The following is a 14,225-nucleotide window of genomic DNA, read 5'->3' on the forward strand; positions in this document are numbered from 1 at the left end:
GGACCGCTCCCAAGAACAAACAACGGGGCAGGATCATTTGGCCCCTCCCAACAGCGAGAGCACGTAGATCACCAGGAGCAGTGGCAGGCCGATGAAGACGACCGCGCCGGCGCCGAGCAGGAGCTTGCTGGACAGCTCGTCGCGGCTGTACCACAGCACGTCGAACGTCTGGCGGGCGAAGCGCCAGGCGACGGCCCGCGGCGCGGCGCGCTCGGTGCGGTAGAGCCGCTTCGCCTCGACCAGGCGGCGGAACTCGTCGCGTGCGGGGCTGAGGGGAACGGCGGCTCTGGCGACGGCGGGCGGCGGGGTGTACTGCTGCGGAATCTGTGGCGCGATGGGCATCGTGGCGGTCGTGGCGTCAGCCGGGTCGGCGCTCTGCCAGACCGGCTCGTAGCGGGCCTCCTCGATGCGGCGCAGGAGCCGGTGCGGGTCGGGGCGCTCCCGCGGGTCGTCGGCGAACACGCCCTCCAGCAGCGCGGAGAGCGCCGACCCGCCGCCGCGGGCGAGCTCCTCGCGCACGTCGGGCGCGGAGGCCGGCCCGGTCTGCAGGGCGATGCAGTACATCACCATCCCGGCCTGGTACACGTCGTGCGCCTCGGCGGCCAGCCGCAGCCCCTCCGGCCCGGGCGGCGGCAGCCACAGCGGGTCGAGCGCGGCGCGGGCCGGCTCCCCGACCGCGACCGCCTCGCCGAGGTTGACCAGCTGGGCGTGCGCGCCGTCCCACAGCACGAACTCGGGCAGGATCGCGCCGTGCGTCAGGCCGGCCTTGCCGAGGGTGCGGATCGCCACGAGCAGGTCGGAGAAGATCGTCAGCAGCGTCTCCGGCGCGGGGGCGCCCGGCTGCCCCGCGACGGGCGTGCCGCGGTAGGTGGTGGTCACCTGCGGGCGCTCGGCGGTGACGTCGTGGTCGACGACCCGGCACAGCTGCATCGGGTACATCGTGTCGCCCAGCGCCCAGATCAGGTTGCCGGCGTTGACCTCGGTGTGCACGAGCCGGTTCGCCTCGGCGGCCCGGGCGGTCTTGCGCAGCACCTGCTCGCCCGTCGCCAGCCGGCCCCACTGCAGCTCGAACTGGTCGGTGAAGCGGCGCTCCGGATCGAACTCGATGTGCACCGTCATGTGGGCAGTCGCTCCCCGTCGTCGGCGTTGATGGCGAACAGTGTGTAGCCGTTGTCGAGGTACACCACGCCGTCCCCGACGACCGGCGCGCGGGTGGCGTGGATGTCGGGCGCGGACCAGCGGGCGCTGCCGTCGGCCCGCGAGTAGGCGTGCAGGATACCGGCGTCGACCACGTAGACCAGTGTCGGACCCACGCGCACGTCGGGCCAGACGGCGACGCCGGGCGCCCGCCACAGCGGCCGGCCGTCGGGGTCGAGGGCGGTCAGGCCGGTGGGCTCGGACACGAAGACGCCGCCGGGCACGGCGTGCGGGGTGCCGTCGCCGGGCATGCGCCAGCGCAGGGACCCGTCGGCGGGGTCGATGCCGAGCAGCTCGCCGGCGGCCGGCTGCACGACGATGTCGGCGGTGGCGGCCGGCTCGGCCCGCGGCGGCAGCCCGGCGCGGCGCAGGCGCAGCCGGCCGGTGCGGTCGTCGATGCCGAGCAGCTCGTCGCCGACGCGGACCAGCACGAGGTCGCCGGCGGCGGCCAATGCGCTCGCCGGCGCGGGCAGCTCGCCGTAGCGCCAGGCCTCGCCGCCGTCGGCGAGCCGGGCCAGCACGGTGCGGCCCTGCACGAGCGCGACCCCGCCGGGCACGGGCACCGGGCGCACGCCGGCGGACGTGGTGCGCCAGCGCGGCTCGCCGGTGGCGGCGTCGACGGCGTGGAGGTTGCGCAGGCCGGGGCCGAGGACGTGGACGAGCCCGCCGGTGTGCAGCGGCTCGCCGTGCGGCGGCACCGGCAGCTCCCAGCGGCGGTCGCCGGTGCGCAGGTCCAGCGCGGTGACGCCGGTGCGGGTGGGGCTCAGCACGACGTCGGCGGCGACGACCGGCCGGTAGCCGGGCGCGGTCGCCGCCGGGTGCGCCCAGCGCTCGCTGCCGTCGCCGGCCTCGAGCACGTGCACGCCGTCGTCGGCGCTGACCACGACCGCGTCGCCGGCGACGACGGTCTCGCTGCGGGCCATCGCGTGGCGCACGACCCGCCAGGGCCGGGGCGCGGCGGCGCCGCGCAGCAGCCGGGCCGCCGCCCTGGCCCTCTCGGCGATGACGTCGAGGACGGCGGCGGGCAGCCACGGGCCGGTGGCGTCGGCGAGGCCGGTGGCGATGCGCTCGCGGACCTGCCGGGCGGTCGGGCGGTCCTCGGGGGCGGCCTCCAGGCACTTGCGCAGCGTCCAGGTCATGCCGACGGGGACGCCGGTGAGGTTGGGCGCGCTGTAGTGCACGGCGTAGAGGTACTGCTCCATGGACTTGCCCTCGAACGGCAGCCGGCCGGTCGCGGCCCGCACGAGGATCGCGGCGAGGGCGAACACGTCGGAGGCGGCGGTGCCGGGCTGCCCGGCGAAGCGCTCCGGCGCCATGTAACCGACGGTGCCGTGGAAGTGACGCGACGCGGTCAGGCGGGGCGCGTCGTCGGGCCGGGCGATGCCGAAGTCGATGATCCGCAGCCCGTCGGCGAGGACGAGGACGTTGCTGGGCTTGAGGTCGCGGTGCACCACCCGGACGGCGTGCAGCGCGGCGAGCCCGTCGGCGAGGCCGGCGCCGAGCCGGCGGACGAGCTCCTCGGGCAGCGCACCGGCGATCTCCTCGACCTCGGCGAGGGTGATGCCGGGGAGGTACTCCGTGGCCAGCCACGGCGGCGAGCCGGTCGGGTCGGCGTCGAGCAGCCGCGCCGTGTGCCCGGAACGGATCTTGGCGACGAGGTCGACCTCGCCGCGGAAGCGGTGCACGAGCTCCTCGTCGTGGCCGTAGCCGACGTGCAGGGTCTTGACCGCCGCGACCGCGCCCGAGCCGTCGCGGCCGAGGAAGACCTGCCCCATCCCGCCGGCGCCGAGCCGCCCGAGGATGCGGTAAGGCCCGAGGCGGCGCGGATCGTCGCGCCGTAACGGGTCAACCACCGCTGCTCACGTGCCCTATGGTGCTACCCCGGCGCAACCCCGTCGAGGCAGGCGGCCGGCAGGTCGAACCAGCGCAGGTCCTCCGCGGCGTCCGGCAGAACGGCCGGCGACGGACCTGGGCCACCGCCGTGCGGCGCGGCCGTGAGGATCTCCCGGCCCACCCGCAGCAGGCCTTCCAGATCCGGATTCGGTACCTCGAGCAGCCCGTCGGCATGCACCAGCACGCCGGTGGCGTCATAAGAGACCCCGGCCAGCCCGTCGGCGGGCGCCGGCGCGGCGCGGTGCGACCACTGCCCGCAGTACACATCGAAACGGTATTCCCCCTGGATGCGGGCGCCGTAGGTGGCAATCAGGTGAACCGCCTCCACGATGTAGTCGAACTGCTCCTCGGACAGGTAGTACGCGAAACTCACCCGCGCCCACCCCGGCTTCACCCCGAGGCGGCCCGCCACCGCCTGCGCCGCGAGCCGCCGCGCCCGGTCGGGCCCGATGCGCAGCAGCTCGTGGCCGTAGGGCCCGGCGCACGAGCACCCGCCGCGGGCCTGGATGCCGAACAGGTCGCTGAGCAGGGCGACGACGAAGTTGTGGTGCAGCAGCCGCCCGCCGGGGCCGTGCACGACGAACGACACGATCGGCAGCCGGTCCGCCTCGGGGTCGCCGAGCACCTCGATCGCCCGGTTGCGCCGCCACGACGCCAGGGCCCGGCGCACGTAGCCGTCCTCGCGCTCGCGGATCACCTCGTCGCCGACGGCCCGGTGCAGCTGCATGACGAGCCCGGCGCGGATCGACTCGATGATCGCCGGCGTGCCGCCCTCCTCGCGGTGCTCGACGTCGTCGAGGTAGTACGCGGCGCCGTCGTGCACGTAGACGATCGTGCCGCCGCCCGGCACGGTCGGCACCGCGTTGCGGGCGAGGTCCCGGCGCACCACGAGCACCCCCGGCGTGCCCGGCCCGCCCGGGAACTTGTGCGGGGACAGGAAGATCGCGTCGCGGTGCCCGAGCGGGAAGCGCCCGTCGCCGGCCATGCGCAGGTCGCCGTGCGGCCCGGCCGCCGCGTAGTCCCAGCAGGCGAGCGCGCCGTGGCGGTGCAGCAGGTCGCTGACCGCGTCGACGTCGGTGCGCACCCCGGTCACGTTCGAGCCCGCCGAGAACGACCCGACCAGCGCTCCACGCCCCTGGTGGTGCCGCAGCGCCGCCTCGAGCCGGTCCGGCGCGACGCGCACCACCTCGGCGCCGGACTCGCGCCACGGCAGCTCGTTCGAGTGGTGCTCGTACGGCCCGATGAACACCACCGCCGGCGCGAGCATCCGCCGCAGCTTGTCGATCGCCGCCGTCGAGCCGGAGCCGCAGAAGATGACGGCGTGCTCGTCGCCGCCGCCGGCGGCCTCGCGCACCAGCCGCCGCGCCTGCTCGCGCAGCGCCGTGGTGCGCCGGCCGGTGGCCGACGCCTCGGTGTGCGTGTTGGCGTACCACGGCATGACCTGCGCCCGGATGAAGTCCTCGACGAAGCCGAGCACCCGCCCCGAGGCGGTGTGGTCGGCGTAGACCAACGGCCGCACCCCGAACGGCCCCGGCAGGCCGCCCCCGTCGCCGACCGCGCCCTCCCGAACCCGCCGGACGATCGGCGGCTCCTCCTGCACCATGGCAGCTCCCCAGCAGTCTCTTGTGACCCGGGTCACGTACGAGCGTGCTGGTTCGTTCGACGCCGTCCGGTCAGGTTCCTGACTCACGGCCGCCGCGGACGACGAAATAGAGCGTCAATGACAGCTCCCCGACAACGCAGGGCTCAGATCGCCGCCCGGCTCGCCGCGGACTCGCGGGGTTTTGTCCGTCAGTACCAGGTATGACCCGGCGAGGTACGCCGCTGGACGTGTCGCTGATCGTGTCGGACTCGACGGTCCGCCTGCTCGGCGCCCGGCCACCACCACCTCGGCGTGCTGGCACACGACCGCGGCAACTACGCGGAGGCCGAATGCCGCTGCCAGCAGGCCATCGACATCTTCGAACAGCTCGGCAAGCGGTTCGAAATCGGCGTCAGCCGCCGCGAGCTCGGCGACCTCGCCCATGACCGCAGCAACGACGCGGAGGCCGAACGCCGCTACCTGCAGGCACTCGGCATCTTCGAAGAACTTGGCAACGAGCGGGAACTTGCCAGCAGCCATCATCAACTCGGCAATCTCGCCTACAGCCGCGGCAACCGCACCGAGGCCAAACGACGCTACCGGCAGGCTCTCGCCATCTTCGAGGAGCTCGGTGACCGAGCCGGTATCGCGCGTTGCCAAACCATGCCCGGTGATCTATCCATGGACACCGATCGGCCGAACGACGCTGTCCGGCTCCACATCCAAGCCTTCGCCGCGCGCCTCGACATCGGCACACCTCATGCCCGCGACAACCTTGACAGCCTGCTCGATCTTCGCACCACCATGGGCGACGCCGCGTTCGCCGGTGCCTGCGCCGATGTCCTCGACCAGGAAAACTACGCGGCTCTCTCGATCATGCTGGACGATCTTGCCGGTGAGTTGCTCAGCGGCGAGTGATGTACGGCGGGCGCTCGGGGAACCGCGCGAAGACCGAGTGCGGGGTCATCGCCGGGAGCACGTGGCTTTCGGTGTCCAGCAGGGTGCGCTGGGCATCGGAGAGGTCGAAGTCGAGGGCGGCGAGGTTGGTGTCGAGCTGGTCGAGCGTCGTGGCGCCGATCAGGCTGCCGACGACTCCCGGTCTTGCGGCGAGCCAGTTGAGCGCGACCTGCGCCGGTGTCCGGGCGACCTCCTTGGCCACCGTGTCGAGGGCGTCCAGGATGCGCCAGTGCCGGTCGGTCAGGGCGACCTCCACCGGCCAGCCGCGGTCCGGGGCCAGGCGGCCGTCGCCGGCGAAAGCGGTGTCGGCGCGGCGGTACTTGCCGGCGAGGAAGCCGTTCGCGAGGGGCGACCAGGGCACGATGGCCATGCCGAGGTTCAGGGCCGCGGGGACGTGCTCCCACTCGATGCTGCGCTCGGCGAGGGAGTACTCCATCTGCAGCGCCGCGACCGGCTCCCAGCCGCGCAGGCGGGCGGTGGTCTGGGCCTTCGTGGCCCACCAGGCCGGGACGTTGCTGAGGCCGGCGGCGCGGACCTTGCCGCCGCGGACGAGCGCGTCGAGGGTGGCGACGACCTCGTCGGCGTCGGTGACCCGGTCCCACATGTGCAGCCAGTACAGGTCGACGTGGTCGGTGTTCAGCCGCCGCAGCGAGGCGTCGAGCGCGGCGACGATGTGCTTGCGGCCGTTGCCGCGGGCGTTGGGGTCGGACGGGTGGGTCGGGCCGCCGAACTTGGTGGCGATGACGAGCTCGTCGCGGGCGGAGGTCTCGCGGATGAGCCGGCCCAGGAGTTCCTCGGCGGCGCCGCCGCCGTAGACGTCGGCGGTGTCGATGAAGTTGCCGCCGCGCTCGACGTACCGGCGGAAGATCGCGCGCGACGCCTCCTCACCCGCGTGCCACCCGCCGCCGCCGAAGGTCATCGTTCCCAGCCCCAGCGGCGAGACGCGCAGGCCGCTGGAGCCGAGCAGGAAATAGTGCTCCAGCCCGTTCACTACCCGAACGCTAGGCCGCCACCGTGCGATCGAGGGCGCGTTCGCCGCCGGTTCCCTCGGTCGCGATCACCCGGGGCTACCCGAGGAGGCAATAGGCTACGGCGCATGTCCGGGCTCGAGGATCGTGTGTTCGACGCGATTGTGCAACGCGTCGCCGCACGCACGTATGTCGACGACATGCCGGCCAGTCGGCTGCCGGTGCTGGAACCCGCCTCGGCCGCCGCGGTGGCGCAGGCCGAGGAGCTGGCCGGGCGGGGGCTGCCGCCGTTGCTGCGGCGGCTGTATCTCGAAGTGGGCGACGGGGGTTTCGGCCCGGGGTACGGGCTGTTCGGGTTGGACAAAGCGACCCGAGGGATCGCCGGTGGGTTTCTCAACCTCTGCGACTGGGGGTGCGGCATCACCAGCGAGCTCGACCTGCGCGACGGGCAGGTGTGGGGGTCCGATCCCAACCCGGCGCCGGACGACGTGGAGTGGTCGTTTCCGCAGGGGATGACGATCGTGGAGTGGTTCGCCAAGTGGGTCGACGGGCGGCTGCACCAGCCCTGGCTGCTGCAGGATCCCGAGAGCGGGCTGTGGCGCGGGGCGACCGACGAGGAGACCGCGGCGATGCTCGAGGAAGCGTTCGGGCCCGCCGACTAACGGCCGCCGGCGGCACGCAATGCGTCGTGGAGGGCCTCGAAGCGGTACACCGTGGAGATTGCCCCGTCGCGGGAGCGGAACAGCGTCGCTACCGCGGACGGGTCGGGGGTCTGCGGCCAGGTGGCCTCCTGCTCGATGACCATGGTGTGCTCGTCGACCGGGTGGGCCGACACGGGGCGCAGGCGGATGCCGGACTCCACGATCCACTCGGTGAAGGCCTCGGCGGAGATGGACCGGGTGCCGCGCGGGCCGGACACGTCGACCGGGTCGGTGACCAGCGCGCGGGCAGCCGGGAGGTCGCGGCGGTTGACGGCGTCGTGCCAGGCGTTGACCAGGTCCTCGAGCATGACATCCTCCCAGGGTGCTCCGTATGCGATACGCATACAATAGCGCGATGCAACCTGACGGGCAGGCGTTGTTCGCGTTCGTGCGGTTCTGGTCGCGGCGGTGGACCGGCGGCGGGCTGGGCGTCGACGCCGAACGCGGGCGGGACGTCATGGTGCTCGAGGCGATCCACGCACTGTCCGCCGCGAACAAACCGACCTCGGTGAACGACGTGGCGCGGGAGCTCGGCGTGGACCAGTCCGGTGCGAGCCGGATGATCGCGCGGGCGCAGCGGCAGGGGCTCGTGACGCGGCGAGCGCCCGTGAAGGTCGGCGGGGCGGCGGCGATCGCGAGTACCGGCGCGGGAGACGAGCTGCTGCGGCAGGCCCGCGCCTGGCAGAACGAGGTCGTGCGGCGGCTCACCGCGGGCTGGGCCGACGACGAGGTGCGGACCCTCATGACCCTCATGGATCGGTTGGTACACGCACAGAACGCGATCGACGCCGCCGATCAGGCTCCATAGTGGACGAAGCCGGCCCAGGCCGACGGGGCCTCGGGCAGGGCGTCGAGCTGGGCGCGGCGCAGGGCCTCGGCGGGTGCCATGGTGCGCAGGTGGCGGTGGAAGCGGACCATCAGGCGGCCGGTCGCCTCGTCGGGGACGCTCCATTGGGTGGCCACGACCGCGCCGGCGCCGCCGGACAGGAACGCGGTGCCGATGCTGAACGCCTCGTCCCAGCCGCGGCCCGACACGCTGCTGCTGCACGCCGCAAGGACGACCAGGCCCGGTGACGTGGTGGCGCGGCCGGTGACGAGGCGCTCGGCGGCGAGGCGGCCGCCGGACAGCTTCAGGTACGACGTGTCGTGCGCGCCCGTGCCCTCGCGCACGGTGCCGTGGCAGGCGAGGTGGAGGATGCCGCCGGGCCAGGACAGCACCTCGTCGGGGGTGCCGGCGCCCTCGGGGCTCGCGGTGCCGTCGGCCAGGCGGCCCAGGTAGCGCGCGCCCGGGTGGATGTCGCGCACGGCCAGGGCCTCGGCGCGGGCGCCCGGCAGGTCGCGGGCCGGGTCGCCGGTGTCGGGGTCGCCGACGATCAGCACCGGGCCGTCCAGCGACACGTTCGTCGTCCGGCACAGCATCCGGGCCGAGACGGCATACGAGAACGCGTGGGTCTCGATGGCGTACCGCCCTTCGCCCCGGGCGGCGTGCCACGGTACGCGGGTGAGCTCCCCCACCGGCACCAGCACGATCCGCCCGGCGGGCACGGCGGCGAGCACCGGGCCGATCGCGGCCCGCCAGGCCCAGTCGCACAGCTGCGCCAGCGAGTCGGGTGCCTCCGGGACGATCTCGCGGGTCGAGTCCGACGGGCGGCGCGTCTCGACGGGCGGGTCGTCGAGGCCGGGCAGCCTCAGGATGTCCGTCGGGCCGTCGCGGTGGACGATGACGGCGGCTCCCGCGGGTACCAGATAGACCAGCGCCTCCGCGCCCACGGCCGTCAGGGCGGCGCGGACCTCGGCCACCGGTGGCGGGTCAAGAAGGCCGCCGGGCGCGGAGAGCTCGCGCAGCGCCGCCTTGCGCAGCTCGCCGGGGATGCCGTCGAGCGGGCCGTCCGGCCAGCGGGCGGCGAGGTCGGCGGCGCCCGCCGCGCGCAGGCGGTCGGGGATCGTGCGCATCTCGGTGGCCGCGTACAGGATCAGGCCGCGGCCGGCGTCCAGCGCGGCGGCCGCGCCCTCGGCGTCGCCGTCCTCGATGTGCCACTCGGCGACCTCGAGCGCGTCGGTGGTGGCGTATTTGAGCGCCGCCGTCGCAGCCTCCGTGTGCGACTGCAGTAGCACCCGCCAAGCGTGGCCGCGCAGGCCCTCGAGGCCGGCCCGGCGGGCGTCGGCGCGGCGGCCGGCCTGGCGGTAGCCGCGGCTGAGCGCGACGTGCGCGATGGCCCAGTGCGGCGCGCCCGGGCCGCCGGCCGTCTCGACCGCGCGCTCGAGCGTGGCGATGCCCTCGGCCTCGCTGCGGCGGGCGGTGCGCTCCGGCGGGCGCAGCCCCGACTCCATCAGCCGGAGCCGGCCGGTGCGGGAACGGATGAGATCGGCGCGGCGCACCAGGGCCTCGCCGAGCCGGGTCAGGTACAGCGGGAGGTGCACGTCGTCGGGCGGCGCCGCGTCCACGGCATGGCGCAGGTCCCCGATCTCGATCGAGGTCATCCCGGGGTACTCCCACGCCATCGCGCCGACGATCTGCGCGAGCCGGGCGAAGCGGGCCGCCCGCTCGATCGGCGGCACGTCGTCGAACAGCGCGTGGTAGCGCAGCTTGTCCAGGTCGAGCAGGCGCACCGGCGGGGCGTCGCCGGTCGGGCGGACGTGCCGCTCGTACGCGCCGCGCATCGGCACCAGGGCCCGGACCATGTCCTGCAGGCGCTTGCGGGTCAGGCTGTCCTGCGGCAGCGTCGCCATCGTCGCCTCGATGTCGTCGAGGGCGGCGAAGACCTGGGCGGCGTCGCCGGAGGCCAGCCGCGCGAGGAACCGGGCGGCGACGGCCAGCCCGGTCAGCGTCTCGGCGAACGAGGAGTCCGGGCCGAACCGGGAGCGCAGCTCCTCGACGCGGCCGGGCCCGGCGAGCATCGCCGCCAGGTCGCGGTCCTCGTAGGCGCGGACCAGGTCGGCCTGCAGTCGCAGGATCCGCGCCGCCTCCCCCGCCAGGTCGCTCACGGCCGGCGCTCCCTTCCTCGTACCCCGTACTGACGGACAGGAAGGCGCGCGACGGCTGTCAGGGGGTGGCGCGCTGGACGGTGATGGCGCCGTACCACGTGCGCGCGTAGACGCTCGCCCGCTCGGCGAACCCGTCCGGCCCGTCGCGGACCTCGAGCAGGTTGTGCACCGAGCCCAGCCGCGAGCGCGCGTCGACGTGCACGGCCGTGCCCTCGCCGATGCCGACCTCGACGGAGCCGCGGGCCGTGGTCAGCACGGCCTGGCCGCGCACGAGCGCGCCGACGACGATGTCGCCGTTGGCGGTTTTCGCGGTGACGCCGGACGCCGGGCGGGACACGACGATGCCGCCGTTGGCGGTGGCGACGGTGACGTCCTCGGCGCACTCGCGGATCTGCACCGAGGACGTGGCACCCTGCACGTCGGCCGGGCCGTCGACGCGCTCGACGGCGACGTCGGAGCCGGACGTCGACACGCTCAGGGCGCCGGTGCGCTCGAGGCGGATCGGGCCGCCCATGGTCGAAAACCGGCACGCGCCGAGGCGGCCCTCGGCCTGCACGTCGACCCACACGGCGGAGACGGAGATTCCCGATCCGGCGGGCAGCTGCAGGTGTACCTCGATCCCGCCGCCCGGCCGCAGGAACGCCCGATGCGGTGCGGTGACGCTCAGCGCGCCGGCGGCCAGCTCGACGCGGGTCTGCTCGGCGGCGGCGAGCGCCGAGGATGCCGGCCCGGCCGGGAGCACCTCGACGACGGTATCGGCGCGCTCGCTCGCGACGACCCGGATCCGGCCGGTGTCGAGCGTGACCTTGACCGCGACCGGCTCCGGCGTGGCGAACGTGGGCATCGGGATCCTCTCTGCGCTGCGCCTGGCAGGCGCCTTCTCCCCCTCGTCGCGGGTCGGCGCGTGCCGGTGTGCAGCATCCATTATGGCGCCACGGTGGCGCCATAATGGATCCCTGCCGGGTCAAGGTGTGAGGATCTCGTTCCAGTCCCGGATCTCGTACGACTTGACCACCCCGTTGAGCACGAACGGGTCCTCGGCCACGAACGCCTCAGCGCTCTCGCGGCTGCGGAAGACCGCCATCGAGCCCTGCGTCCGCGGGTCGCCGAAGACGCCGACGAGCAGCAGGTCGCCGCGCGCGTGGAACTCGTCGATGCGCACCTTGTGGGCCGGGAAGTGCGCCGGCGCCGTGGTCGCGAAGTCGTCGGCGGAGGCGTAGAGCACGACGGCCTTCACGCGGCCTCCTCCTCGATGCGCGCCGCATACGCCGACAGGGTGCCGTCCCAGGCGCCCGGCTGCTCGAAGGTCTCGCGCATCGCGGCCGCGTCGGCGCCGAACGCGTCGAGGTCGCGGTGCTCCAGGCGCACGCGGGTCCGGCCGGGCGCCTCCTCGTCGAACCGGACGTCCACGGTCGTCACGAGGTCGTCGTGGTACTTCCAGTCGCTGCCGATCTGCCAGGTGACCACGAACCGTCCCGGCGGGTCCCAGACGGTCACGAAGCCGGTGTAGGTCTCGGAGCCGTCCTGGTGCACCGTGAACCACCGGCCGCCGGTGCGCGGCTCGATGACGATCCGCTCGATCGGCGCGGAGCCGATGTGGTGCGCGCTCGGCCACCACGAGGTCATCTCGGCCGTGAAGATCTCGAACGCCCGCTCGCGGCCTACGCCGACGACGACCTCGCGCCGCACGGCCTCAACTGTCTGCACCATCAGAGTCACCTCTATCTTGCGTGCTGCCTTCGTGTGTGCTGCCTTCGTGCGTGCTGACTTCGTATGTGCTGGCTTCGTGCGTGCTGACTTCGTGTGCGCTGACTTCGTGTGCGCTGACTTCGATTTCGACTCGCTGCGCAAAGGCGCCCAGCGACCGGGCCCACATCGCGTCGAGGTGCGCGCGCAGCGCCGCGACGCCGTCCGGGTCGACCTGGTAGAGGCGGCGCGTCCCCTCCTGGCGATCCGTCACGAGCCCCACGTCCTTGAGCACCCGGAGGTGCTGCGAGACGGCCGGGCGGCTGATCGGCAGCACCTCGGCGAGCCGGCCGACTGGCATCGGCCCGTCCGACAGCCGATCGAGGATCGACTGCCGCATGGGGTCTCCGAGCGCGACCAGCATCGCGGATATGTTCGTCATGGCTAACCGTAAGCTACCACTTACCGAGTCCGGGCCGCAAGCTATGCCCACTTCGGCATCCACACCTTCTCGCCGGGCGCCTCCACTCGTCTGGAGCTGAGGTGGTGGCGAAGTTTGCGGAGCGCGGGATGCGGGTTGTCGTCGCGCCAGATCAGTGACATGGGGTAGACCGGCGCCGGGTCGCGCACCGGAATGCGCCGCAGGTCGTAGCTGTCCGGCCACAGGTATCGGGTGCGTTCGCCGGCCAGCGTCGCCAGCTCCGCGGAGTCGGCGATCTCGGCCAGCAGTGCCTCGTTTCCGAACACCGGCCCGACCAGGTCGATGGTGAGGCCGAAGGCGGCGGCGAGTTCGTCGTAGTAGGCGGCCCACTCGGTGCCCGCGGCCATGCCGGGCATCCAGATGCGGTGTTCGGCGAGTTGCGCGGGCGTGACTGCGCGGGCGTTGGCGAGCGCATGGCGCGGCCCGACGAGGAGCTCGTGGTGTTCGTCGATCACGCGGGCGGTCCTGATTGCGCCTGGCAGTTGGCGCGCGGGGAGGGTGACGGCGTGGAAGGTGGCGTCGATCGTCCCCGCCTCGACAGCGGCGGTCGCGGCATGGACGTCGGCGTCGAGGGTCACGACATCCAGCTCGATCCGCGGGTGCGTGCGGTGGAAGTCCTGCAGCAGCACCCCCGGCGCGGTCCGTCGACTGTGGACGTCAACGCGGAGGGCGCGCCGGCCGGGGCGCACGGATGCGTCGGCGCGCGCTTCCACCCGCAGCAGTTCCCGGGCGTGGGGCAGGAAGGCCTGGCCGTCGATCGTGAGCTGGGCGCCGCGGGCCGTGCGGGTGAACAGCCGCACCTCCAAATCCTTCTCCAGTGCGGCGATGCGCTTGGACACGGCCTGCTGAGTGATCGACAGCGCGGCCGCGGCGTCCTGGAACTGGCCTGCATCCGCGGCGGCGACGAAGGTACGGACTGCGTCGAGATCCACACACCGAACCCTACTCGCACAACAACTGGTTGTGGCTCACCGGAGATTCGGTTGTTTGATTCGCCTTTCCAGCCTTGCTTTGATCACAGCGATCAACGGCGAGTTGTTCACATCGGGACGTGTGAGGCTCGGCGGCGAGACGATCCCACGTGAGGCATCGCGGCCGAGCCGCCGATGCAGAAAAGGGAGCAATTCATGACCATCACCGCACTCGACCCATCCAGCGCCCTGGTCATCATCGATCTGCAGAACGCGGTCGTCGGCGCTCCCATGGTCCCCTACTCCGGCCCCGAGGTGGTGGCCCGGGCGGTCGAGCTGGCCCGCGCCTTCCGCGAACATCGTGCCCCGGTCGTCCTGGTCCGGGTCACGACCCGCGCGGACGGATCGGATGCCGCCCCAGGCCGCACCGAGACCCCCGGCCGGCCCGGCTCCTTGCCCGAAGGCTGGGATGCCATCGTCGATGACCTCGCCGGCCACCCCGACGACATCACCGTGACCAAGCGCACCTGGGGTGCCCTGCACGGCACTGATCTCGACCTGCAACTGCGCCGCCGCGGCGTCACACAGATCGTGCTGGCCGGGCTCACCACCAGCATCGGCGTGGAGTCCACCGCCCGCGCCGCCTACGAACACGGTTACCACGTCACACTGGCGACGGACGCCATGGCCGACCTGGACCTGGAGGCCCACCGCAACAGCATGCAGCGGATCTTCCCGCTCCTCGGCCAGACCGGCTCCACCACCGAGATCGTCGCAATGCTCGCCAAGGCCCGCACCACCTGACGTCGCCAACGATCAGGAAGCCGCCGTGGCCGGCGGTGAAGGCGACGTCGCTGTCGGCGA

The 14,225-nt window shown here is 73.4% G+C and carries 15 protein-coding genes and 1 pseudogene; 5 read left to right on the plus strand and 11 right to left on the minus strand.

Translation table 11 applies throughout. From position 1 onward, the window contains the following. Positions 1-33: 33 nt before the first annotated feature. The 3 genes from ABD901_RS39040 to ABD901_RS39050 are packed head-to-tail and all read right to left on the minus strand — an operon-like array spanning position 34 to position 4,693. A complete protein-coding gene (locus ABD901_RS39040) occupies positions 34-1,119 on the minus strand; it encodes a hypothetical protein (RefSeq protein WP_345135174.1) in 1,086 nt (361 codons plus the stop codon). Beyond that, on the minus strand, positions 1,116-3,050 hold the full coding sequence (locus ABD901_RS39045; protein ID WP_345135176.1) for a protein kinase domain-containing protein: 1,935 nt from the start codon (positions 3,048-3,050) through the stop codon (positions 1,116-1,118). The genes ABD901_RS39040 and ABD901_RS39045 overlap by 4 nt, the downstream gene beginning before the upstream one ends. A 23-nt stretch (positions 3,051-3,073) precedes the next feature. Beyond that, positions 3,074-4,693, minus strand: coding sequence for an aminotransferase class V-fold PLP-dependent enzyme (locus ABD901_RS39050; protein WP_345135177.1), 1,620 nt, complete (start codon positions 4,691-4,693; stop codon positions 3,074-3,076). Between the two features lie 288 nt (positions 4,694-4,981). Between ABD901_RS39050 and ABD901_RS39055 the strand changes: the two are divergent. Continuing rightward, a pseudogene (locus ABD901_RS39055) lies at positions 4,982-5,167 on the plus strand (tetratricopeptide repeat protein); the annotation flags it as partial. Continuing rightward, a complete protein-coding gene (locus tag ABD901_RS39060) occupies positions 5,168-5,590 on the plus strand; it encodes a tetratricopeptide repeat protein (protein WP_345135296.1) in 423 nt (140 codons plus the stop codon). Here the strand turns inward: ABD901_RS39060 and ABD901_RS39065 are convergent. Continuing rightward, a complete protein-coding gene (locus ABD901_RS39065; RefSeq protein ID WP_345135179.1) occupies positions 5,577-6,620 on the minus strand; it encodes an aldo/keto reductase in 1,044 nt (347 codons plus the stop codon). The two genes, ABD901_RS39060 and ABD901_RS39065, sit on opposite strands and share 14 nt — an antisense overlap. A 105-nt stretch (positions 6,621-6,725) precedes the next feature. Here ABD901_RS39065 and ABD901_RS39070 point away from each other — a divergent pair, with 105 nt between their 5' ends. Next, a complete protein-coding gene (locus tag ABD901_RS39070) occupies positions 6,726-7,259 on the plus strand; it encodes a hypothetical protein (RefSeq protein ID WP_345135182.1) in 534 nt (177 codons plus the stop codon). Here the strand turns inward: ABD901_RS39070 and ABD901_RS39075 are convergent. After that, positions 7,256-7,606, minus strand: coding sequence for a nuclear transport factor 2-like protein (locus ABD901_RS39075; protein WP_345135184.1), 351 nt, complete (start codon positions 7,604-7,606; stop codon positions 7,256-7,258). The genes ABD901_RS39070 and ABD901_RS39075 overlap by 4 nt on opposite strands. Positions 7,607-7,653: 47 nt before the next feature. Between ABD901_RS39075 and ABD901_RS39080 the strand changes: the two genes are divergently transcribed. After that, positions 7,654-8,106, plus strand: coding sequence for a MarR family winged helix-turn-helix transcriptional regulator (locus tag ABD901_RS39080; RefSeq protein WP_345135189.1), 453 nt, complete (start codon positions 7,654-7,656; stop codon positions 8,104-8,106). On the opposite strand, the gene ABD901_RS39085 is transcribed toward ABD901_RS39080, so the two are convergent. The 6 genes from ABD901_RS39085 to ABD901_RS39110 all read right to left on the minus strand — a co-directional run bounded on the left by ABD901_RS39085 (position 8,094) and on the right by ABD901_RS39110 (position 13,382). After that, positions 8,094-10,283 carry a CHAT domain-containing protein gene (locus ABD901_RS39085; protein WP_345135190.1) on the minus strand — a complete coding sequence of 730 codons (2,190 nt, stop codon included), beginning with the start codon at positions 10,281-10,283 and terminating at the stop codon, positions 8,094-8,096. The two genes, ABD901_RS39080 and ABD901_RS39085, sit on opposite strands and share 13 nt — an antisense overlap. A 58-nt stretch (positions 10,284-10,341) precedes the next feature. Then, on the minus strand, positions 10,342-11,127 hold the full coding sequence (locus ABD901_RS39090) for a DUF4097 family beta strand repeat-containing protein (protein ID WP_345135193.1): 786 nt from the start codon (positions 11,125-11,127) through the stop codon (positions 10,342-10,344). A 120-nt stretch (positions 11,128-11,247) separates the two neighbouring features. Further along, complete coding sequence (locus ABD901_RS39095; protein ID WP_345135195.1) at positions 11,248-11,520, minus strand: YciI family protein; 273 nt, start codon at positions 11,518-11,520, stop codon at positions 11,248-11,250. Then, a complete protein-coding gene (locus ABD901_RS39100) occupies positions 11,517-11,993 on the minus strand; it encodes an SRPBCC domain-containing protein (protein ID WP_345135197.1) in 477 nt (158 codons plus the stop codon). Before ABD901_RS39100 ends, ABD901_RS39095 begins: the two co-directional genes overlap by 4 nt. Continuing rightward, positions 11,977-12,393, minus strand: coding sequence for an ArsR/SmtB family transcription factor (locus tag ABD901_RS39105; RefSeq protein WP_345135199.1), 417 nt, complete (start codon positions 12,391-12,393; stop codon positions 11,977-11,979). Before ABD901_RS39105 ends, ABD901_RS39100 begins: the two co-directional genes overlap by 17 nt. 59 nt (positions 12,394-12,452) lie before the next feature. Beyond that, the gene (locus tag ABD901_RS39110) at positions 12,453-13,382 is read right to left on the minus strand and encodes a LysR family transcriptional regulator (protein WP_345135201.1); all 930 of its coding nucleotides are present in this window, start codon (positions 13,380-13,382) and stop codon (positions 12,453-12,455) included. A 195-nt stretch (positions 13,383-13,577) separates the two neighbouring features. On the opposite strand from ABD901_RS39110, the gene ABD901_RS39115 reads away from it, so the two are divergent. Further along, positions 13,578-14,165, plus strand: coding sequence for an isochorismatase family protein (locus tag ABD901_RS39115; RefSeq protein WP_345135203.1), 588 nt, complete (start codon positions 13,578-13,580; stop codon positions 14,163-14,165). The last annotated feature ends 60 nt before the right edge of the window (positions 14,166-14,225 follow it).

Origin of the sequence: Dactylosporangium darangshiense, assembly GCF_039537565.1 — a bacterium.
In the GTDB taxonomy this organism is placed as follows: domain Bacteria; phylum Actinomycetota; class Actinomycetes; order Mycobacteriales; family Micromonosporaceae; genus Dactylosporangium; species Dactylosporangium darangshiense.

What these genes read in the sequence shown, in the direction of transcription:
- ABD901_RS39105 (WP_345135199.1), bottom strand. Translation starts at nt 12,393, where the DNA reads ATGCTGGTCGCGCTCGGAGACCCCATGCGGCAGTCGATCCTCGATCGG.
- ABD901_RS39070 (WP_345135182.1), top strand. Translation starts at nt 6,726, where the DNA reads ATGTCCGGGCTCGAGGATCGTGTGTTCGACGCGATTGTGCAACGCGTC.
- ABD901_RS39100 (WP_345135197.1), bottom strand. Translation starts at nt 11,993, where the DNA reads ATGGTGCAGACAGTTGAGGCCGTGCGGCGCGAGGTCGTCGTCGGCGTA.
- ABD901_RS39115 (WP_345135203.1), top strand. Translation starts at nt 13,578, where the DNA reads ATGACCATCACCGCACTCGACCCATCCAGCGCCCTGGTCATCATCGAT.
- ABD901_RS39080 (WP_345135189.1), top strand. Translation starts at nt 7,654, where the DNA reads ATGCAACCTGACGGGCAGGCGTTGTTCGCGTTCGTGCGGTTCTGGTCG.
- ABD901_RS39050 (WP_345135177.1), bottom strand. Translation starts at nt 4,693, where the DNA reads ATGGTGCAGGAGGAGCCGCCGATCGTCCGGCGGGTTCGGGAGGGCGCG.
- ABD901_RS39040 (WP_345135174.1), bottom strand. Translation starts at nt 1,119, where the DNA reads ATGACGGTGCACATCGAGTTCGATCCGGAGCGCCGCTTCACCGACCAG.
- ABD901_RS39075 (WP_345135184.1), bottom strand. Translation starts at nt 7,606, where the DNA reads ATGCTCGAGGACCTGGTCAACGCCTGGCACGACGCCGTCAACCGCCGC.
- ABD901_RS39090 (WP_345135193.1), bottom strand. Translation starts at nt 11,127, where the DNA reads ATGCCCACGTTCGCCACGCCGGAGCCGGTCGCGGTCAAGGTCACGCTC.